Annotated in this window: 16 protein-coding genes; 10 read left to right on the top strand and 6 right to left on the bottom strand. The window is 69.9% G+C overall.

What is annotated here, in order from left to right; translation table 11 throughout:
* Positions 1-16 precede the first annotated feature (16 nt).
* Together KY661_RS33655 and KY661_RS33650 are read left to right on the top strand one after the other, a co-directional pair.
* Positions 17-1012, top strand: a complete 996-nt coding sequence (locus KY661_RS33655) for an amidohydrolase family protein (RefSeq protein WP_225414086.1) — start codon at positions 17-19, stop codon at positions 1010-1012.
* On the top strand, positions 1012-2124 hold the full coding sequence (locus KY661_RS33650; protein WP_225414085.1) for a quinone-dependent dihydroorotate dehydrogenase: 1113 nt from the start codon (positions 1012-1014) through the stop codon (positions 2122-2124). Before KY661_RS33655 ends, KY661_RS33650 begins: the two co-directional genes overlap by 1 nt.
* 83 nt (positions 2125-2207) lie before the next feature.
* Here the strand turns inward: KY661_RS33650 and KY661_RS33645 are convergent, their stop codons facing one another.
* The 5 genes from KY661_RS33645 to KY661_RS33625 form a co-directional block, all read right to left on the bottom strand.
* Positions 2208-3365, bottom strand: coding sequence for a glycosyltransferase (locus KY661_RS33645; RefSeq protein WP_225414084.1), 1158 nt, complete (start codon positions 3363-3365; stop codon positions 2208-2210).
* A complete protein-coding gene (locus KY661_RS33640; RefSeq protein ID WP_225414083.1) occupies positions 3355-4638 on the bottom strand; it encodes an O-antigen ligase family protein in 1284 nt (427 codons plus the stop codon). Before KY661_RS33640 ends, KY661_RS33645 begins: the two co-directional genes overlap by 11 nt.
* A gap of 150 nt (positions 4639-4788) precedes the next feature.
* Entirely contained in the window at positions 4789-6447 is a 1659-nt protein-coding gene (locus tag KY661_RS33635; protein WP_225414082.1) for a DUF6178 family protein, read from the bottom strand.
* Positions 6448-6471: 24 nt separating this feature from the next.
* Positions 6472-7092 (bottom strand): ribosome biogenesis GTP-binding protein YihA/YsxC, encoded by a 621-nt coding sequence (gene yihA, locus KY661_RS33630; RefSeq protein WP_075010756.1) that lies wholly within the window; start codon positions 7090-7092, stop codon positions 6472-6474.
* A 4-nt stretch (positions 7093-7096) separates the two neighbouring features.
* A complete protein-coding gene (locus tag KY661_RS33625; protein ID WP_225414081.1) occupies positions 7097-7588 on the bottom strand; it encodes a cytochrome c family protein in 492 nt (163 codons plus the stop codon).
* A gap of 154 nt (positions 7589-7742) precedes the next feature.
* On the opposite strand from KY661_RS33625, the gene KY661_RS33620 reads away from it, so the two are divergent.
* The 8 genes from KY661_RS33620 (at position 7743) to KY661_RS33585 (ending at position 18595) form a co-directional block, all read left to right on the top strand.
* Positions 7743-8210 carry a hypothetical protein gene (locus KY661_RS33620; protein WP_075010758.1) on the top strand — a complete coding sequence of 156 codons (468 nt, stop codon included), beginning with the start codon at positions 7743-7745 and terminating at the stop codon, positions 8208-8210.
* Between the two features lie 9 nt (positions 8211-8219).
* Entirely contained in the window at positions 8220-8816 is a 597-nt protein-coding gene (gene coaE, locus KY661_RS33615) for a dephospho-CoA kinase (RefSeq protein WP_225414080.1), read from the top strand.
* 23 nt (positions 8817-8839) lie between these two features.
* Positions 8840-10000 (top strand): SDR family oxidoreductase, encoded by a 1161-nt coding sequence (locus KY661_RS33610; protein ID WP_225414079.1) that lies wholly within the window; start codon positions 8840-8842, stop codon positions 9998-10000.
* Between the two features lie 73 nt (positions 10001-10073).
* A complete protein-coding gene (locus tag KY661_RS33605; protein ID WP_225414078.1) occupies positions 10074-11420 on the top strand; it encodes a PKD domain-containing protein in 1347 nt (448 codons plus the stop codon).
* 235 nt (positions 11421-11655) lie between these two features.
* Positions 11656-16527 (top strand): myxosortase-dependent M36 family metallopeptidase, encoded by a 4872-nt coding sequence (locus tag KY661_RS33600; protein WP_225414077.1) that lies wholly within the window; start codon positions 11656-11658, stop codon positions 16525-16527.
* Positions 16528-16622: 95 nt separating this feature from the next.
* Positions 16623-17015 carry a MaoC family dehydratase gene (locus KY661_RS33595; protein ID WP_225414076.1) on the top strand — a complete coding sequence of 131 codons (393 nt, stop codon included), beginning with the start codon at positions 16623-16625 and terminating at the stop codon, positions 17013-17015.
* A gap of 3 nt (positions 17016-17018) precedes the next feature.
* Entirely contained in the window at positions 17019-17495 is a 477-nt protein-coding gene (locus tag KY661_RS33590) for an FAS1-like dehydratase domain-containing protein (protein WP_225414075.1), read from the top strand.
* A 98-nt stretch (positions 17496-17593) separates the two neighbouring features.
* A complete protein-coding gene (locus KY661_RS33585; protein ID WP_225414074.1) occupies positions 17594-18595 on the top strand; it encodes an aldo/keto reductase in 1002 nt (333 codons plus the stop codon).
* Between the two features lies 1 nt (position 18596).
* On the opposite strand, the gene KY661_RS33580 is transcribed toward KY661_RS33585, so the two are convergent.
* The gene (locus KY661_RS33580) at positions 18597-19442 is read right to left on the bottom strand and encodes an alpha/beta hydrolase (protein ID WP_225414073.1); all 846 of its coding nucleotides are present in this window, start codon (positions 19440-19442) and stop codon (positions 18597-18599) included.
* Positions 19443-19467 lie beyond the last annotated feature (25 nt).

Genomic DNA, 19467 nt, shown 5'->3' with positions numbered 1-19467 from the left:
GTGCATACATACCGCCATGGCTCGCGACCTTATTGACCTGCACATCCACGTGGGCGGATCCGTGGCGCCTCATGTCCTCTGGTCCATTGCGCACCAGCAGGGCTTCAAGCTCCCCGTCAAAAACTACTTCGACTTCGTTGAACTCATCACCTCCCGGCCCGGCAAGGTGGGCAGCCTGGAGGACTATCTGAAGATCCTCCACACCTGGACGGAGAAGATTCAGTCCTCTCCCAGCGCCATCGAGCGCTCCGTCTACGAGGTGATTGGCAAGGAGTACCGCGGCAGCCGGGTGACGCAGATCGAGCTGCGCTTCAACCCGATGAAGCGCAACCTCAACTCCGAGCTGGACCTGGACCACATCATCCACGCGGCGCTGCGTGGCATGGACCGGGCCATCCTGGAGTACGACGTGAAGGTGGGGCTCATCTTCTGCCTGGCGCGCGAGTTCAACCACTCGCTCAACTCCATCATCGTGGACAAGGCCATCAAGTACCGCACCCGCGGGGTGTACGGCATCGATCTGGCCGGCACCGAGACGAACGCGATGGAGCTGCGCCCCGAGGTGGTGTCCCAGTACGAGGACCTCTTCGCCAAGGCCCGGCGCGCGGGCCTCAAGTGCACCGTGCACACCGGCGAGACGAAGGGCACGGGCGCCGAGGGCGTCATGGCGGTCATCGAGCGCCTCAAGCCGCACCGCATCGGCCACGGCATCCGCGCCGCCTATGACGAGGAGGCGATGAAGATGCTCCGGGAGAACGACGTGGTGCTGGAGCTGTGCCCCACCTCCAACCTGCACACCAAGGCGGTGGAGGGCCTGGACGAGCTGCGCCACATCATCAAGACCTTCTGGGACCGGCGCGTGAAGTTCACCATCAACACCGACGGGCCGTACCTCCTGGAGACGGACATGCGCCGGGAGATCGAACTGGTGGAGAAGAACGGCATCCTCACCCCCGAGCAGGTGGACCAGACGCTGGCCTGGGCGCGCCAGTCCTCCTTCATCCCCGCCTGATGTACCGCCTCGTCCGCGCCCTCCTCTTCCAGTTCTCCCCCGAGCGCGCGCACCGGCTCGGCATGCTCGGCCTGCGGCTGCTCGGCGCCTGGCCCGCCCTGTGCCGGCGCCTGCGCACGCGCGCCCTGCCCGCGGGCGCCGTGGACCTCTCCGTGGAGGTGGCGGGCCTGCGCTTCGCGCACCCGCTCGCCCTGGCCGCCGGCCTGGACAAGGACGCCGAGGCGGTGGATGGCCTGTTCGCCTGCGGCTTCTCCGCGGTGGAGATTGGCACCGTCACCCCCCGGCCCCAGCCCGGCAACCCCCGCCCGCGCCTGTTCCGGCTGCCCGAGCACCAGGCCCTCATCAACCGCATGGGCTTCAACAACCACGGCGCCGCCGTGGCCGCCACGCACCTCCAGGCCCGCGCATGGCACCCCGCCCCCCTGGGCGTGAACCTTGGCAAGAACAAGGACACGCCCCTGGAGCAGGCCGTGGAGGACTATGTGGCCTGCGTGGAGGCGCTGGCGCCGCTCGGGGACTATGTCGTCGTCAACGCCAGCTCGCCCAACACGCCGGGCCTGCGCAAGCTCCAGGAGCCCGAGCAGCTCACCGCCCTGCTGCGCGCGGTGAAGGCGCGGCTGGAGCACGTGGCCCCCGGCAAGCCCCTGTTCCTGAAGATTGCGCCGGACCTCACCCCGGAGGCCGTGGACGAGGTGGTGGACGTGGCCCTGGCGTGTGGGCTCTCCGGGCTCATCGCCACCAACACCACCGTGGCGCGCCCCTTCGTCCACCCCCTGGCCTCCGAGGCGGGGGGCCTGTCCGGCGCCCCCGTGCGGGAGCCCGCCAACGCCGTCATCCGCCGGGCCTGGCAGCGCAGCCGCGGCACCCTGCCCATCATCGGCGTGGGCGGCGTGTTCACCGCCGAGGACGTGTACGAGAAGCTGCGCGCGGGGGCCTCGGTGGTGCAGGTCTACACCGGCTTCATCTACGAGGGGCCGGGCATGGTGCGCCACGTGCTCCACGAGCTGGAGGCCCTGCTGGCCCGCCACGGCGTCCGCTCGGTGCGCGAGGTGGTGGGGGCGGCGCATGCCACCCCTGAAAATGAGGACGCCCGCCGGCCCCTTGGAGTTTGACCGGCGAGCGCCCGTGATTCCCGTACCCCTCTAATTTGGATACTCCGGGATTTCCCGTCAAGTCCCTTTATCGAGTTTTCTTCTCAGTTGAGGGAAGACTTGGCCACGCTCTGGTACAGATCGTGGTGCCGCTGGACCATGCGCTCCAGGGACAGCTCCCGCTGGACGAAGGCCCGCGCGGCGGCGCCCATCTGCTGGGCGTGCCCGGGGTTGTCGAGAATCCGGCGGAAGGCCTGGCAGAGCTTCGCCGGGTCCTCCGGAGGCACCACGAGCCCCCGCTCCCCGTCGACGATAAGGTCCGTGTTGGCCCCCACCGACGACACCACCATGGGCAGCCCCGCGGCCATGCCCTCCATGACCGCGTTGGACATGCCCTCGGCGGAGGAGCAGAGCACCCCCATCGTCGCCCGGGCGTAGAGCGCCGGCACGTCGATGCGGTGGCCCAGGAAGTGGGCGATGTCCGAGACGCCCAGCTCCGCGGCCTGCTGCTCCAGCCCGGCCCGGCGCGGCCCATCTCCCACCAGGTAGGCGTGCAGGGTGAGCCCCTCCTGGCGCAGCATCTGGAGCGCCTTCAGCAGGTCCTCCTGGCGCTTCACCGGGTGGTTCATGTTCGCCACGTGCAGCACCACCGGCGCGCCGCCCGTGTCCGGCACCGGCTGCTGAAGCCCTTCCTTCATGCGCGCATCGAAGCGCGGCAAGTCCAGGCCGTTGTGGATGACGCTCACGCGCGAGGCGGGCACGCCCTCCTCCTCCACCAGCATCCGGCGGATGGCCTCCGCGTTGGCCACCACGTGGTCGGCCATGCGGCTGAAGCCCGCGTGCACGGCGCGCTTGGCGGGCCCGTGCCAGTGGGCCAAGTCCAAGCGCCCCACGATGACCTTGGTCCCCGCCAGCTTCGCCGCGGGCACCACCAGCATCGTCGAGTAGAAGTCGTGCACGTGCACCAGCGAGATGCGGTTCTGCTTGAACCACTTGGCCAGGCGCAGAATCTGCCAGGCCGTGTTCGGCCGCATCAGCGAGCCGTTGAGCGGGAACTCCTCGGGCTTGAAGCCCAGCTCCCGGAGCGTCCCCACCAGGGGCCCCGCGTCCTGAAGGACGGAGACCTGGAGGCGGTAGCTCTGGGGCAACCCGCGCAGCAGCTCCAGCACCTGCACTTCCGTACCACCGATATGAAATGACCGCGTGAACTGCATCAGGCGGATGGGCTCCTCGCCCTGCTCCGCTGCCTTCTCAGGCCGCATGCCCTGACCCCTCCCACGCCGCCGCGTTCTTGTCCGCGGCCGGCATCCGTTGCACGACCAACGCGGTCTCTTCTCGAGCCTGGGCGATGCGCTGCGCGCTCGCCGCCAGTCCAAACAGCACGTAGAGGTGCGCGGACAGGATGTAACCCGAGAAGAGATCGCACACGAGATAGCCTGCCATCGCTGCGGCGAGCGCCCGGGCCAGCCAGCCCATCTGCGCGTCCTTCGAGGCCGCGAAGGCGCCGCCCGTGGCACCTCCCGCGAACACGAGGAACAGCGCCAGCCCCACGAACCCCAGCTCACCGATGACGTCCAGGAAGATGTTGTGCGCCACGTACGCCTGCCGCGACTCGGGCGGTGCGTACAGCGGCCACGCGTAGCGGAAGCCGCCCGCGCCCACGCCCAAGAGCGGCTTGTCCAGGCTGATGCGCGAGGCCACCTGCCAGGCGTACACACGGCCCATGGCGGAGGCGTCCTGGTGGAAGGACGTCACCGTCTCGTTGCGCTGCCAGAAGCTCTTCGGCGCGAACAGCACCAGGCCCAGCGCGAGCAGCCCGCCCACCACCACCGCCTGGATGCGCCGCTTCTCGCGGATGGCCCACACGCCCATGGCCACCGACAGGCCGATGAAGCCGCCGCGCGAGTGGCTGAGCACGATGGCTACCACCGACAGCACCGCCGCCAGGGCGCACAGCACGCGCATCAGCCAGCCGGACTCCTTGCGCGCCAGGAACGCCACCGCCAGCGGCACCACCAGCGCCATGTTCATGGCCATGTGGTTGGGGTCCGCGTACACGCCGACCCAGCGCGAGCGGAAGCCCTCCACCATGTCCACGCCCGTGCGGTACCAGTCGATGACGCCGATGGACGTCACGATGGAGCCCAGCACCATCGCTCCACACATCATCGCCAGGCGCCGGCCCGAGGTGATGACGTTGATGATGGTCAGGTAGATGGCGGTGAGCTTGAGCAGCTCGATGCCCGTGAACCGCGTCAGCTCCGGGTGGACCGACCAGGCCACCGAGGCGAACGCCAGCGCCGAGAACCCCAGCAGTGCCAGGCCCCGCGCGCCATCGAAATAGAGCGGCTCCGCGCGCCCCAAGCGGCGCAGGGCCATGAGCCCCGCGGCCAGCCCCGAGGTCAGCAGCGCGAGCCGCAGCGGTGCCAGGGCGGGGATCCACTCGCCAGGCACGGCGTACATGACCGCCGCGAAGCCCACCAGCGCGTAGAACGCCAGCACATCCCTTTGCTGCCCCTGCTCGCCCACACCCATACCTTCCTCCCCGCTACTTCCGCTTTTCCGGAAACGCGTGCGTCTGGCCTAAGCAGGCAACATGCCAGCTGCCCTTCTGGGCAAAACCCCCGTGGATCCAACGCCTTGCGGCGAGAGCCCTCCGGGGTGACGCGGAGGAAGCTGTAAGAATTACGCTGCCGGGTTTCCCTCCATCGGCAAGACGACCGACAGGGCCGGGTCCAACCGGCCTTCCTGAAGGTAGGGCGTGGCGATCTCCTCGCGCAGCCGCTCCAGCGTCACCCCCACCAGCCGGTACAGTTCTGGACGGGCCTCGGCAGTCACTGCGGGCTCCAGCACGGCCAGCGCGCGCTCGGTGGCGCTGGAGCGCAGGCGCGGGGCCTGGGCGGGGCCCTCGAAGAGCCGCTCACACAGCTCCACCGTGCGCCCCTGCGGCACGGGCCGGGGATTCACCTGGCCTTCGAGCACCGCCATGGCCACCGTGGCGGCGAAGAGCCGGTCCGCGCCCAGCACCTCCATCGGCACGCCGAAGCGCGCCACCACCTGGTGGGCCGCGCTGGCATCGCCCAGCAACCCCTGGAACAGGGCCACCTGGGCCTCTGCCCGGACGAGCAGCGCCTCGCTGGCGCCCAGCTCCCGGAAGGAGCGGAACGGCACCGGCTCCGCGCCCGGCACGCGCAGCGCGCGGCGGGGGCGCTTGAGGCGCAGCGCCTGAAGGGCCGCGGCCTCCTCCGGGAACACCAGCCACGTGCCGTCCACCTGGGCCCCGGGCTTCTTGGCCAGCCGGTCCGCCCGGAACTTCAGGGCCAGCGTCAGCGAGAAGCCCATCTGGAAGATGCGCCGCAGCGGCGTCTCGCGCACCACCTCCACGGCGCGGGAGGGCCGCGCCCCCGTCATGTGCTCCAGCCCGAGCGACAGGTAGCCCCGCACCATCTCGCCCGCGGAGCGCATGGCCTCCGGGTCTCCGGGATCCGCCAGCTCCACCACCAGGGCGGCGTTGGCCACCCCGCGCAGCTCGTCCTCGAGGTTCTCCTGCTCCACCACGGTCAGGTCCCGGAAGGCGGCCTCCAGGTAGTCCACCCACCCCTGGGTGGGCGCGAGCGCCGCCGGCTCGCCGCGCGCGGGCGCCGGGCCCGGGTCCACGCGGCTGAAGAGGCTCAGCGCCTCGTCGAGCGTGGGGAAGCCCAGGTCCTGGAGCCGCGCGGTGCGGAAGCGGTAGGCGGCCTCCTCCAGCTCGCTGGGGATGTCCCAGCGCGTGGCCTCCAGCAGGCGCACCGACTCGAAGGGGTTCTCGGCGATCAAGTCATTGAGGATCATCCGAAGGGCCGCCTGCTCCACGCCCTCGACCTTGAGCTCGACGAGGTAGCGCCCCTCGGGCGTCTCCATCGTCACCCCGGGCGGGTTGACGTCCGGGTTCTCCTCCAGATCGTGGACCTCGGTGAACTCGCGCAGCAGGTACTCCAGCACCTCCAGGTCCACGCCGTGCAGCTTGCGCAGGAACTCCTCGGGCTCATCCCCGCGCGCGGCGCGCAGCCAGGTGAGCACCGCATGCGGATTGACGCGGTCGCGCTTCCAGGCCCCTAAGTCCACGAAGCCGCGGAACTGCTCGGGCGAGGCGAGCTGGACCAGCTCGGTGGCATCCGCCAGCCCGACGTCCTGGATGGTGGAGAAGAGCAGCTCCACCGGGAGCGAGCGCACCAGGGCCCGCGCCTCAGGAGACTCGATGATGGCATCCAGCCGCTTGCGGGGCGGGAGCTGGGTGAGCTGCCGGCGCAACCCCTGGAGGGCGAGCTGCGCATCCTTGCCTTTTCCCTGCTTGTTCTCGGGCACGTCCGCGTGCCTACCACACACGGACTAGAGCCGGGTGGCCTTCCCGAAAGCGCCCAAGAGGGCGTTCCACACCTCGTCCACCCCCGTCCTGTCGACGGAGGAGAAGGGAATGACGGCCTCCAGCGGCAGATCGAGCTGCTGGGCAAGCGCCTGGATGCGCGGCTTGCGGCGGGCCTTGGTGAGCCGGTCGATCTTCGTGGCGACGACGAGCACCCGCCGGTCCTTCTCCTGCAGGTAGTCGAGCGTCTGGAGATCATCCGGCGTGGGGCCCACCTCCGCGTCGATGATGCTCACCACGACCTCCAGACGGTGCCGCTTGTCGAGGTAGGTGGTGATCATCTCGTCCCACTGGACCCGGTCGGCCTTGCTCGCCTTGGCGAAGCCGTAGCCGGGCAGGTCCGCCAGGCGCACCTGGTGCCGGTGGCCATCCCGGTCCAGCTCCACGTCGAAGAAGTTGAGCGTGCGGGTGCGGCCCGGGGTGTTGGAGACCCGGACCAGCTTCTTCCGGCCGGTCAGGGTGTTGATCATGGACGACTTGCCCACGTTGGAGCGGCCCACGAAGGCCACCTCCGCGGCGTGCCCGGACGGATAGCCCTTGGGCTCGGTGGCGGTAATGACGAACTGAGCGTCGATGAGCTTGATCACGCGGCTATTTCTTCACGGGCTTGGGCGGGGGCGCCTCGGCACGCGTCGCCCGGCGGGCCCGCTCGGGGGTCCAGTGGTCGATGGCCTTGAGCGACTCCACGAAGTTGAACGGCCTCAGGGAGGGCGAGGAGGCGTCGTGGCAGGTGCGGCACATCTTCTCCGACGGGTCCACGAGCCCGACCAGGCGGGCAAGCTCCGCGTCCTTCATCACATACTCGGGGGCGTAGTACTGGCCGCCACCGTGGCACGTCTCGCAGGTGATGTGGGCGGTGGCCTGCGTGGCCTGCTCCGGCGAGTGGCAGGACAGACAGCGCGCGTCCTTCTTCTGGGACTCGGAGAGCGAGTCGGCGGCCCGGGCGTGTTTGGACTGCTGCCAGGCGTTGTAGGCCTCGGGATGGCAGCCCTTGCAGCTCTCGGGGCCAATGAAATCCGCCGCCCAGGCAAAGCCCGGCGTGGCCAGGAGAAAGAGGAGAATCCAGAAGCCAGAGGGCCGCATCGGCAGCGGAACTAGCAGAGCCCCCCAGACGGAGCAAGGCATCTGGTGGTTGAATGCCTCCCAAATACCATCGTCCAGGGTCATAAGCTTGAGCCCTCCCCCGGGAATCCGCTTAAGTGGCCAGGACAACAGGATCGACAGGTAGGAGACCGTGATGCGCACCGCCGTCATCGCCGCTGTTCTCATGACATCCCTCACCGCGGCGGCCAAGCCGTGGCAGGGCATCGAGCCTGGGGTGTCCAAACGGGACGAAATCGTCCAAAAGTTCGGGGAGCCCTCGCGCATCGTCACCTCCGAGGGCAAGGAAATCATCGCCTACTTCGGCAAGGAGGCGGTCAAGGGCACCCACCAGGCCCAGTTCCGCGTGGACCCCACCTCCAAGCTCGTCGAGCGCATCGACGTGTTCCCCGGGCCCGTCATCGACAAGGACACCATCGAGAACAGCTACGGCCCGGCCTGCCCTTCCGGCCCCGCGCCGGCCAGCCCCTGCTACCTCAAGAAGCTCACGGACGACTTCCGCACCTACTACCTCTACCCGAAGCTGGGCCTGGCCATCTTCTTCAACGAGGACGGCAAGACGGTGCAGTCGTTCATCTTCACCACGCTGAAGGCGGCGAAGTAGGCCGCCCCCGTGCGCATCTACGGCCTGACGGGAGGCATCGCCTCCGGCAAGAGCACCGTGAGCCAGATGCTGCGGGAGCTGGGGGCGCACGTGCTCGACGCGGACGCCATCGCCCGCGAGGTGGTGGAGCCGGGCACCCTGGGCCTCGCCGAGGTGGGCGCCCGCTTCCCCGGCGTCATCGGCCCGGAGGGGCGGCTGGACCGGGCGAAGCTGGGCGCCCGCGTCTTCGCGGACCCCGCCGAGCGCGCCGCGCTCAACGCCCTGCTCCACCCGCGCATCCGCGAGGCCTTCCTGGAGAAGACCCAGGCCCTGGCCGCGCAGGGCGTGGCGCGCGTCCTCTATGACGCTCCCCTGCTCATCGAGAACGGGCTGCACGTGGGCCTGGACGGGGTGGTGCTGGTGTGGGTGCCCCGGGAGCTGCAGAAGGCGCGGCTGAAGGCCCGGGACGGGCTGGAGGACGCGGGCGCCGAGGCCCGGCTGGCCGCCCAACTGCCCCTGGACGCCAAGCGGGAGCACGCCACCTGGCTCATCGACAACACCGGGGACCGGGAGGCCACGCGGGCCCAGGTGCAGGAAGTCTGGCGCGCACTGCTCGCGCGAGGCTGAGCGCCGGGTATGCTCCGCCTCCCATGAGCAACCAGCGGAAGAAGCAGGGCCCCGGCACGTACTTCGTCACCGGCTACCCGGGATTCATCGGCAAGCGCCTGGTGGAGCACATCGCGCGCGAGGATCCCCAGGGCCACATCTACGCCCTGGTGCAGCCCAAGTTCCTCAAGGAAGCCCAGAAGCTCGCCGCCAAGGTGAAAGGCGCCCCCCTGGAGCTGATCACCGGGGACATCGTCGACATGCACCTGGGGCTGTCGGGCGAGGAGTACCAGCGGCTGTGCGAGCGGGTGACGGACATCTTCCACCTGGCGGCCGTCTCCCAGCTCAACGCCCCCAAGGAGACGAGCTGGCGGGTGAACGTGGACGGCACGCGCAACATGCTGGAGCTGGCGCGCGACTGCGAGCACCTGCGCCGCTTCAACACCTTCTCCAGCTGCTACGTGTCCGGAGACCGGCTGGGCGTCATCGCCGAGGACGAGCTGGACGTGGGCCAGGGCTTCCGCAACCCCTACGAGGAGTCCAAGTTCCACGCGGAGAAGCTCGTCCAGCGCGCCAGCGCCACCCTGCCCACCACCATCTTCCGCCCCTGCTCGGTGGTGGGGGACTCGCGCACCGGGGAGATTGACCGCTTCGAGGGGCCCTACTACCTGGGCGTCCTGCTCGTCACCTCGCCCCTGGTGGCCCCCCTGCCCCTGCCGGGAAACGGCGTGGCGCCGCTCAACGTGGTGCCGGTGGACTACGTGGTCGCCGCCGTGTGGCACATCTCGCGAGACCCGCGGGGCGTGGGCCGCACCTTCCACTTGGTGGACCCCAACCCCATGAGCGCCCGCCGCGTGTACGAGCGCATCGCGGAGAAGTCGAACCGGAAGCTGCCCCGCTTCCAGCTGCCCGCCCGGGCCGCGGACGTGATGCTGCGCCTGCCCGTGCTCGAGAAGCTGGCCCGGCCCCAGCGCGCCGCCCTGAGCTACGTGAACCACTTGGTCATCTACAACACCCACAACACGCTGGAGCTGCTCGACGGCACGGGCATCCGCTGCCCGCCCCTGGCCACCTACCTGGACCAGCTCGTGGCCTATGTCCGCGAGCAGTACCGCAAGCGCCAGGAGAGCGCCGAGGTGGAGGATCCACTGGATCATTCCTCCTCTCCTGGAAGCGACAGCCCGGACACCCTGCCGTCCCGCTAGCGCGGCGGGGCCGAACAGGCGCATCCTCCCGGGGGAAGTGTTCCCTCTCCCCTGTCTTCGAGGAGGTCTCCCCATGCGCCTGCGGACACTGTCGTGGCTGGGCCTGTGGCTCGTCTGCCTGGCCGGCCCCAGCGCCTGGGCCGCCAACACCAAGCCCGTGGCCAGCATCACCGGCCCCACCAGCGTGCCCGAGGCAACCCACCCGGTGACGCTCGATGGCAGCGGCTCGACGGATGCGGACGGCGACACGCTCACCTACGCGTGGCGCCAGACGGTGGGCCCCACGGTGGCCCTCAGCAGCCCCACCGCCGCGAAGCCCACCTTCCCGGCGCCCGCGGTCAGCTCGAACGTCGAGCTCACGTTCGAGCTGGTGGTCAACGACGGCACGGTGAACAGCGATCCGGATCTCTTCACGGTGACGGTGACGAACGTGGACCTGTCGCTCATCGCCCACGCGGGCGAGGACCAGACGGTGGCCGTGGGCGACACGGTGACGCTCCAGGGCTCGGCGAGCAACGCCGGGACGGACACCGTCACCTACTCCTGGTCGGAGCTGGAGCCGGATCCCAAGGCCCCCATCGAGCTGACCGGCGCGGGCACGGCCACGCCCACCTTCAAGGCGCCGGAGGTGAAGGACGGGCCCCGGCGCACGCTGACCTTCGTGCTCGTGGTCAGCGCCGGCGGGCGCCTCAGCGCGCCGGACACCGTGAAGGTCACCGTCACCCGGCCCAACCGGCACCCCGTGGGCAAGGCGCCCGCGAACCTCGAGGAGAAGGAGGACACCCCCGTGGTGCTCGATGCCAGCGAGAGCTCGGACCCGGATGGGGACACGCTGACCTACCAGTGGACCCAGACGGGCGGGCCCCTCGTGGCGCTGAAGGACGCGAAGACGGCCAAGCTGTCGTTCACCACCCCGAAGGTTTTCACCAAGACACTGCTGAACTTCACGCTGGTGGTCAAGGACACGGCGGACGCCGAATCAGCCCCTGTTCCCGTCACCGTCACCGTGCTCCACGTCAACAAGCCGCCCGTGGCCCACCCGCGCAAGCTGCCCTCGGAGCTCAACCCCATCAGCATCACCCTGGATGGCTCCACCTCCACGGACCCGGACGGGGACACGCTGACGTACAAGTGGCAGCAGGTGCTGGGCTCCCAGGTCACCCTCCCCTCCGACACGTCGCCCACGGTCACCTTCGAGGTGCCCAAGACGGCCTTCGCCGTACAGATTCAATTCAAGCTCACCGTCACCGACCCCTCCGGGGCCTCGAACTCGGACGTGGTGGACGTGCTGGTGCTCGCCGACGCGGAGAACGAGCCCGCAGGCTGCGCCAGCACGCGCGGGGGCACCGGGGCCGGGGTGCTGCTCGCGGGGCTGGCCTTCGCCCTGTGGCCGCGCCGCCGGCGCCTGCTCGCCTCCTGAGCCGTAGCCAGTTACGGGAATTGCACACAAAGCCTGCCTGGCGCTGCTTTAGCCTTGACAGGCTACCGAAAACGCCGGGGGGGCCCTTTTATCGGTTTCGTCTCCTGGGTAGCATTCGCGTGCGTCCGGAGTGCAGCGCCCGCGGATCCGCGTTGACGGAAGAACCCCCGCGGTCTTCGCGCACCTGACGCACGCCGTGCCTTCCGATCCCCCGCCGTTCCCCGAAGGACTCCGTATGCGATTGCGGAAACAGGTATTGACCGGTCTGTTGCTCGTGCCCCTCGCCAGCCCCGCCACGTGGGCGAAGGAGGGCGCTCCCGCTGACGCCTTTCTCGCGCAACGGCCGGAAAGGACCCTGTCCGTCACGCAGGCGGCAATCGAGGCCCGGGGCCTCCACATCGCGCACACGGAGGACCGGCTGGGCGTACCCACCGTCCTGTGGAACTCCCGGCTCGACTCGGACCGGGGCACCCGCGCCTTCGCGAACCAGAGCCCCGAGGCGGCCGCCCGCGCGCACCTGGCCCGCGCCGCCGACATCTACCGCCTGGAGCGGGGGGACATCTCCTCGGCCGTGCTCCACTCCATCCATCAGCCCGCCCGGGGCCCCGTGGTGGTCCGCTTCACCCAGAAGGTGGAGGGCATCGAGGTCTTCCGCAGCGGCTTCAACGTCGCGATGACCCGCGACAATGCCCTGGTCGCCATCACCGGCTACATGGCGCCCCATGAGGCCACCGCCGCCCGCCGCCGCATGGTGGGCACGGACTTCGCGCTCGGGGCCCCGGAGGCCGTCGCGCGCGCCTTCAAGGATCTGACGGACACGGCCCTCAGCGGCCGCTCGCTGGTGAGCGCCGGCAGCCAGGGTGAGTTCGCCCACTTCACCTTCGAGCCGGGGGTGGCCTCCGTGCTGCCCCACGCGATGGCGGTGCCCGCCCGGGCCAAGAAGGTCTACTTCCTGATGCAGGATGGCCTGGAGCCCGCCTGGTACCTGGAGCTGAACGTCGGCGCCAAGGGCAGCAGCGACTCGGACTACCACTCCTTCGTGGTCTCCGCGGTGGACGGCCGGCAGCTGTTCCGCAACAACCTGACGGTGGACGATTCCTTCTCCTACCGGGTGTGGGCGGAACCCTCCTCGTTCATCCCCTACGACGGCCCCCAGGGCAACGGCGCCACCCCGCACCCCACGGGCACGCCGAACTCCCACCAGGAGCCGTTCGTCGCCCCCAACCTCATCACCCTGGAGAACGTGCCCTTCAGCCGCAATGATCCGTGGCTGCCGCCGGGCGCCACGCAGACGACGGGCAACAACGTCGAGGCCTACGCGGACCTGGCGGCCCCGGACGGCTTCCAGCCGGGCGCGGACCTGCGCGCGGACACCACGGCGCCGGGCGTCTTCGACTACACCTATGACGTCACGCAGGCCCCGGGCTCCAGCGCCCTCCAGCGCAAGGCGGCCGTGGCGCACCTGTTCTACCTGAACAACTTCCTGCACGACTGGTACTACGACTCCGGCTTCGACGAGGCCTCCGGCAACGCGCAGCTGGTCAACTACGGCCGCGGCGGCCTGGAGGGCGACAGCCTCAAGGCCGAGGCCCAGGACTACGGCGGCCGCAACAACGCCAACATGTCCACGCCGGCCGACGGCGCCCGGCCCCGCATGCAGATGTACGTCTTCGACGGCGTGCCCAACGTCCGGGTGACGGCACCCGCCAGCGTCGCGGGCACCCTCGACGCGGGCAGCGCCGCCTGGGGCAAGCTGTCCTATGATCTCACCGGCGATCTGGTGGTCCCCAACCCCACGGGCATCACCGAGGGCTGCGAGCCGTTCCCGGCCAACGCCTTCACGGGGAAGCTCGTCCTGCTGGACCGCGGCACCTGCAACTACACGATCAAGGCGATCAACGCCCAGAACGCGGGCGCCATCGGCATCCTCGTGGCCAACAACGTGGAGGCCCTGGCGGCGCTGGCGCTCGGCGGCGCGGATCCCGCCGTCACCCTCGCCGCGGTGGGCATCACCCAGGCGGCGGGCAACGCGCTGAAGAACGAGGTGAAGAACAACGGCAGCACCCTCACGGTGAAGCTCCAGAAGCTGGCGGAGTTCGACCGCGACGGCACCATCGACAACGCCATCGTGGCGCACGAGTGGGGCCACTACATCAGCAACCGTCTCGTCGGAAACGCCAACGGCCTGACGAACAACCAGGGCCGCGCCATGGGCGAGGGCTGGGCGGACTTCCACGCCATGCTGATGACCGTGCGTGAAGAGGACCGCATCCGGCCGGGCAACAGCTCCTTCCAGGGCGTCTACGCCATGGCGGGCTACACGCAGAGCGGCGGCGCGAACAACGGCTACTACTTCGGCATCCGCCGCCTGCCGTACTCGACGGACTTCAACAAGAACGCCCTCACCTACCGGCACTTCGCCACGGGCTCGCCGCTGCCCACCACCCACCCCATCAGCGCCAGCTCCATGGCGGGCCTGGGCAACTCCCAGGTGCACGCCGGCGGCGAGGTGTGGTCCTCGATGTTGTGGGAGTGCTACGCCTCGCTGCTCAACGCGTACCCCTTCCAGGAGGCCCAGGACCGGATGAAGTCCTACCTGCTGGCCGCCTACAAGATGACCCCCAACGCCCCCACCCTGCTGGAGGCCCGGGACGCGGTGCTCGCCGCAGCCGCCGCGGCGGACCCGGCCGACCACGCCCGGTTCCGCGCGGCCTTCGCCAAGCGCGGCGCGGGCGTGGGCGCCAAGGCCGCCGACCGCGGGGCCGTGGACCACGTGGGCGTGGTGGAAAGCTTCGCGGCCGGTAGCAACCTGGAGGTGGTCAGCATCCGCCTGGACGACAGCGTCACCGGGTGCGACCGCGACGGGGTGCTGGACGTGGGCGAGACGGGCCTGCTCCACGTCACGGTGAGGAACACGAGCACCACGGCCCTGTCCTCCTTCACCGGCACCGTGGCGGCCAGTGGCGCCACCGCGGCCCTGGCCTTCCCCTCGGGCAACACGCTCAGCTTCCCGTCCCTGCAGCCCTCCGCCACGGTGACGCGCACGGTCCAGGTCAAGCTCGACAGCGTGACGCCCGGCACCGAGCCGCGCGCGGGGCTCACCGTCACCTTCAACGAGCCCTCGATCCCGGAGGCGGCCAAGACGGCGAAGTTCAACGGCCGCGTCCACGCGGACGAGTTGCTCGCGCAGTCCACCACGGAGACCTTCGAGACGGAGTCCACCCACTGGGTGTCCGCCCTCGTCAACCGCTGGGTGCCCCAGACCGACAAGGAGCAGGACGGCACGCCCCGCCGCTACTTCCACGTGGCCAACGCCTCCGTCCTCTCCGATCTGACGCTCACCTCGCCCTGGATCAAGGTGAACCCCACGGGCAACTTCGTCCTCGCCTACAAGTACCGCCACTCGCTGGAGGGCACCGTGGGCGGCGCCGGCCCGGCCGCCCCCTGGTACGACGGCGTCGTCCTGGAGGCCACCACCGACGGCATCACCTGGGAGCACGTCCTCACCAAGTACGGCGTCAACCCGGGCTTCGCGACCGCGGCCCTGGCCGCGAGCGACAACCCCCTGCAGGGGCAGCGCGCCTACGCGGGCCTGAACGCCGCCTTCCCGGGCTGGTCCCAGGCCACGGCCAACTTCAACACGCAGCTGGCCGGCAAGGACGTCCGCTTCCGCTTCCGCATTGGCTCGGACAGCTCCACGGGCGCCTACGGCTTCGACCTGGATGACGTGACGGTCACCAACGCCGCCTCCACGCCCTTCAGCGCCCAGGTGGCCGAGACCAGCACCGGCTCGGTCTGCAACCGCCGTCCCGTGGCGGACGTGGGCCAGGCCACCCTCTCGGTGCCCGAGGCCTCCGTGGTGGGCGGCGAGCGGGTGCGCAACACGGTGACCCTCAACGGCACCGGCAGCGTCGATCCGGACGGCAACCCGCTCACCTACCAGTGGACGCAGCTCAGCGGCCCGGCCGTCACCCTCTCGAACGCCACGTCCGCCACCCCCACCTTCCAGACGGTGGAGGTGAGCAAGACCACAGTGCTGGCCTTCCAGCTCATCGTGAACGACGGCACGGACGCGAGCGCCCCCAAGGTGACGGAGGTCGCCATCACCAACGTCAACACCAAGCCCGTGGCCGCCATCACCGGCCCTGCCTCCGTGGCCAGTGGCTCCACCACCCCCGTCACGCTCGACGGCAGCAGCTCGACGGATGCGGACGGCGATGTGCTGACGTACACGTGGCGGCAGACGGGGGGCCCCGCGGTGGCGCTCAGCAGCACCACCACGGCGGCGGTCTCCTTGGTGGCCCCCGCGGTCTCCGCGGACACGGTGCTCACCTTCGAGCTGGTGGTGCGCGATGGCGCCATCAACAGCGATCCGAAGGCCTTCAGCGTGACGGTCAGCCCCACCCCGGTGAACCGCCACCCGGTGGGCCACGTGCCGGAGAACTTCTCGGAGAACGAGGGCACCGCCATCCTCCTGGATGCCAGCGGCAGCGAGGATCCGGATGGCGACGCGCTGAGCTTCCAGTGGACGCAGGAGGGCGGTCCCAGCCTGAGCCTCACGGGCGCGGACACGAGCAAGCTCGCGTTCACGGCCCCCGAGGTGCTCGCCGACACGAAGCTGCTCTTCGTGCTGGTGGTCAAGGACGCGGCCGGTGCCGCGTCCGCCCCCGTTCCGGTCACCGTCACCGTCCTGAACGTGAACAAGGCCCCCGTGGCCCACGCGCGCAAGCAGCCGTCGGATCTCAACGCCTCGAGCCTCACCCTGGAGGCCTCCAGCTCCATCGACCCCGATGGGGATGCGCTCACCTACCGGTGGGAGCAGGTGGCGGGCCCCCAGGTGACGCTGTCGTCCACGACGGCGCCCACCGTGAGCTTCGACGTGCCGGAGACGGAGAACGCCACCCAGCTCCAGTTCAAGCTCACGGTCACGGACCCGTCTGGGGCCTCGGGCTCGGACGTGGTGGAGGTCCTGGTGCTCGGCGACAAGAAGGCCGAGGACGACTCGTCCGGCTGCTCCAGCACGGGAGACAGCGCGGGCAGCCTGATGGTGCTGTCGCTGCTGGCCGGCGTGCTGCTGTCGCGCCGCCGCCAGCTGCCCAGCGCCTGACCGGCATGGGCTGAAGCAGTCTGAGAGGGGCGGTCTTCGGGCCGCCCCTTTTTTTGTGGTAAATCCGGCCCTTTGAGTCCTAGGCAGGGGTCCGCATGGCACGCGAAATCCGAGCTGGAGACACCTTCACCCACGTCCGCGAGTGCGACCGGTACCGGCCGATCTACTACGCGGGTGCTTCCGGGGACTACAACCCCATCCACACCGATCCCGAGGCAGGCAAGGCCGCGGGCCTGGGCGGCGTCATCCTCCAGGGCCTGTGCACGCTGGGCTGGGCGGTGGAGGCGGTGGCCGTCTTCGCCGGAGACCCAGGGAAGATCCGCCGCGTCCGCGTGCGCTTCTCCCGGCCCGTGGCGCCCGAGGACACCCTCACCTTCCAGGGAAAAGTCACCGCCGTCACGGACGGGCGGTTCACCGCGGAAGTCTCCGCGACCAACCAGCGGGGCGAGGCGGTGCTCAAGGGCGCCGTCATCGAGGCGGTGCTCTGAGCCATGGCCCTCGACAAGCGTCACATCGGAAAGACCTACGGCCCGTTCACCTACACGCTCGGCGTGGAGAAGATGCGCGAGTTCGCGCTCGCGGTGGGCGGCGGCCAGCCCGGCATCGGCTTCGCCCCGGTGCCCCCCCACATCAGCCCGCTGCTGCTGGATGAGCAGGCGGCGAAGGCGGGCCCCCACGGCAGCATCATCGCCTTCCCCTCCTTCGCGGTCGTCTTCGCCATCCGGCCCTTCAGCGCCGCCATCGCGGACCCGGAGCTCCAGGTGAACATGCTGCGGCTGGTGCACGGAGAGCAGGAGCTGGAGTTCCTGGAGGTGATGCGGCCCGGTGACGTGTTGACCACCACCGGACGCATCGAGGACATCTACGAGAAGCTCGGCAAGGACTTCCTCGTCGTCACCACCGAGACCCTCAACGCGGCCGGAAAGCCCGTGGTGCGGGGCACCTGGACGGCGATCATCCGTCACTAGCCGCAGCGTTCTCGGTGCGACACTGGCCCGGAAACGGGCCTTCCCGCGGGCGCGGCGGGCCTACGATCCCAGGCCTCTTTTGACGAGGAGTCCTGGACATGAAGCAGAGCCGCCGTGACCTGCTGAAGTTCGCTGGAGCCGCCGCCGTCGCGAGCAGCCTGGCCGAGGCCGCCCCGAAGGGCCCCGCGTCCGGAGGCATTCCCAAGCGCCTGCTGGGCAAGACGGGCGTGGAGGTCTCCTGCCTCGCGCTGGGGGGGCACCACATCGGGACGCTGCCGGACGTGAAAGCCTCCGTGCGCCTCATCCACCAGGCCATCGACGCGGGCATCACCTTCATGGACAACGCGTGGGACTACCACGACGGCCGCAGCGAGCTGTGGATGGGCGAGGCGCTGAAGGACCGCCGGGACCGCGTCTTCCTGATGACCAAGTGCTGCAGCCACGGCCGGGACAAGCGCACCGCCATCGAACAGCTGGAGGCCTCGCTGCGCCGCCTGAAGACGGACCACCTGGACCTATGGCAGATCCACGAGGTGGCCTGGGACGATGACCCGGAGAAGCACTTCATGAAGGACGGGGCGGTGGAGGCGCTGGCCCAGGCGAAGAAGGAGGGCAAGGTGCGCTTCATCGGCTTCACGGGCCACAAGTCCCCCGAGCTGCACCTGAAGATGCTCTCGCACGGCTTCCCCTTCGACACCGTGCAGATGCCCATCAACGCCTTCGACTCACAGTTCCGCAGCTTCCAGAAGGAGGTGCTGCCGGAGCTGGCCAAGCAGGGCATCGCGGGCATCGGCATGAAGTCGCTGAACGGCTCGGCCGAGCCCATCAAGCAGGGCCTGCTCACGGTGGAGGAGGCCCTGCGCTACGCGCTCAGCCAGCCCATCGCCACGCTCGTCAGCGGCATCGACTCGGAGAAGGTGCTGCGCCAGAACCTGGCCATCGTCCAGCGCTTCAAGCCGATGACGCCCGAGGAGATGAAGGCGCTCGAGCAGCGCCTGGCCCCGAAGGCCCAGGATGGCGGGCTGGAGCTCTACAAGACGACCCGCAGGTTCGAGGGGCCCGTCGGCCGCGCCCAGCACGGCATGTCCGCCGAGGGCTGAGCTAAGGCGCCACGGGCGAGGAGCCCGGCGGGAGCCACTGCCGCAACACCCGCGGGGCCAGGGAGCGGTAGATGGTGTCGTGGCGCAGATCCGGCCGGGGCTCGTACCGCCACTTCAGCCCCGCCGGGGCGCTCGCGCGGAGCGTCTCCGCCAGGCGCGCGGCGGCAGGGACGATGTTGTCCTCGTCGGCGGACGCCAGGTACAGCCCACCGCGCAGCCCCGGCCGGGCCCGGAGGCGCTCGCCCGCCTTGTGCACCAGCTCCTCGCCGTTCCACCACAGGCTGGGGCTCAGGGCGATGAAGGTGCCGAACAGCTCCGGCTCCAGGAAGAACGTCTCGACGATGAAGAGCCCCGCCAGGGACTCGCCGATGATGGCGGTCTCGTCCGTCACGGGGTAGCGGCGGCGCACCTCCGGCATCAACTCCTCACGGATGAAGCGCCGGAACGCGGCCGAGCCGCCCACCCGGGGGGCAATCGTCCGGTCCTCGGCCACCTCCGTGGGGCCAGTCATGTCGCGCCGGCGCTCCGTGTTCTCGATGCCCACCACGAATACCGGCCGGAGCTGTCCTGCCCGGATGGCGGCATCGACGGTCTCGGCGACGTGAGGGAAGTCCTCCTCCAGCCCGCCATCGGGCATGTACAGCACCGGATAGCGCCCGGCGTCCTCCGGTACGGAGCGCGGCGGCACATAGACGTTGATGCGCCGGGTCTCCTGGAGAATCGCGGATGGGAGGGTGAAGGACTCTCCCGGCACCACCGGCGGGGGCATGGGCACCGGCCGGTGGGAGGCGCAGGAGGCGCACGTGAGGAACAGGACCCACGTGGCCAGGGACAGAGAAGCTCGCATCGGCGCACTGTACCGGACTCTCCTG

This window comes from Allostigmatella hybrida (assembly GCF_020103775.1).
Lineage (GTDB): Bacteria > Myxococcota > Myxococcia > Myxococcales > Myxococcaceae > Hyalangium > Hyalangium aurantiaca.
This window is presented reverse-complemented; position numbering and strand designations above follow the sequence as displayed.

Bases quoted from the DNA above. Each gene is read 5' to 3' on its own strand.
- KY661_RS33655 (WP_225414086.1), top strand. From the start codon at position 17: ATGGCTCGCGACCTTATTGACCTGCACATCCACGTGGGCGGATCCGTG.
- KY661_RS33650 (WP_225414085.1), top strand. From the start codon at position 1,012: ATGTACCGCCTCGTCCGCGCCCTCCTCTTCCAGTTCTCCCCCGAGCGC.
- KY661_RS33645 (WP_225414084.1), bottom strand. From the start codon at position 3,365: ATGCGGCCTGAGAAGGCAGCGGAGCAGGGCGAGGAGCCCATCCGCCTG.
- KY661_RS33640 (WP_225414083.1), bottom strand. From the start codon at position 4,638: ATGGGTGTGGGCGAGCAGGGGCAGCAAAGGGATGTGCTGGCGTTCTAC.
- KY661_RS33625 (WP_225414081.1), bottom strand. From the start codon at position 7,588: ATGCGGCCCTCTGGCTTCTGGATTCTCCTCTTTCTCCTGGCCACGCCG.
- KY661_RS33620 (WP_075010758.1), top strand. From the start codon at position 7,743: ATGCGCACCGCCGTCATCGCCGCTGTTCTCATGACATCCCTCACCGCG.
- KY661_RS33610 (WP_225414079.1), top strand. From the start codon at position 8,840: ATGAGCAACCAGCGGAAGAAGCAGGGCCCCGGCACGTACTTCGTCACC.
- KY661_RS33605 (WP_225414078.1), top strand. From the start codon at position 10,074: ATGCGCCTGCGGACACTGTCGTGGCTGGGCCTGTGGCTCGTCTGCCTG.
- KY661_RS33600 (WP_225414077.1), top strand. From the start codon at position 11,656: ATGCGATTGCGGAAACAGGTATTGACCGGTCTGTTGCTCGTGCCCCTC.
- KY661_RS33595 (WP_225414076.1), top strand. From the start codon at position 16,623: ATGGCACGCGAAATCCGAGCTGGAGACACCTTCACCCACGTCCGCGAG.
- KY661_RS33590 (WP_225414075.1), top strand. From the start codon at position 17,019: ATGGCCCTCGACAAGCGTCACATCGGAAAGACCTACGGCCCGTTCACC.
- KY661_RS33585 (WP_225414074.1), top strand. From the start codon at position 17,594: ATGAAGCAGAGCCGCCGTGACCTGCTGAAGTTCGCTGGAGCCGCCGCC.
- KY661_RS33580 (WP_225414073.1), bottom strand. From the start codon at position 19,442: ATGCGAGCTTCTCTGTCCCTGGCCACGTGGGTCCTGTTCCTCACGTGC.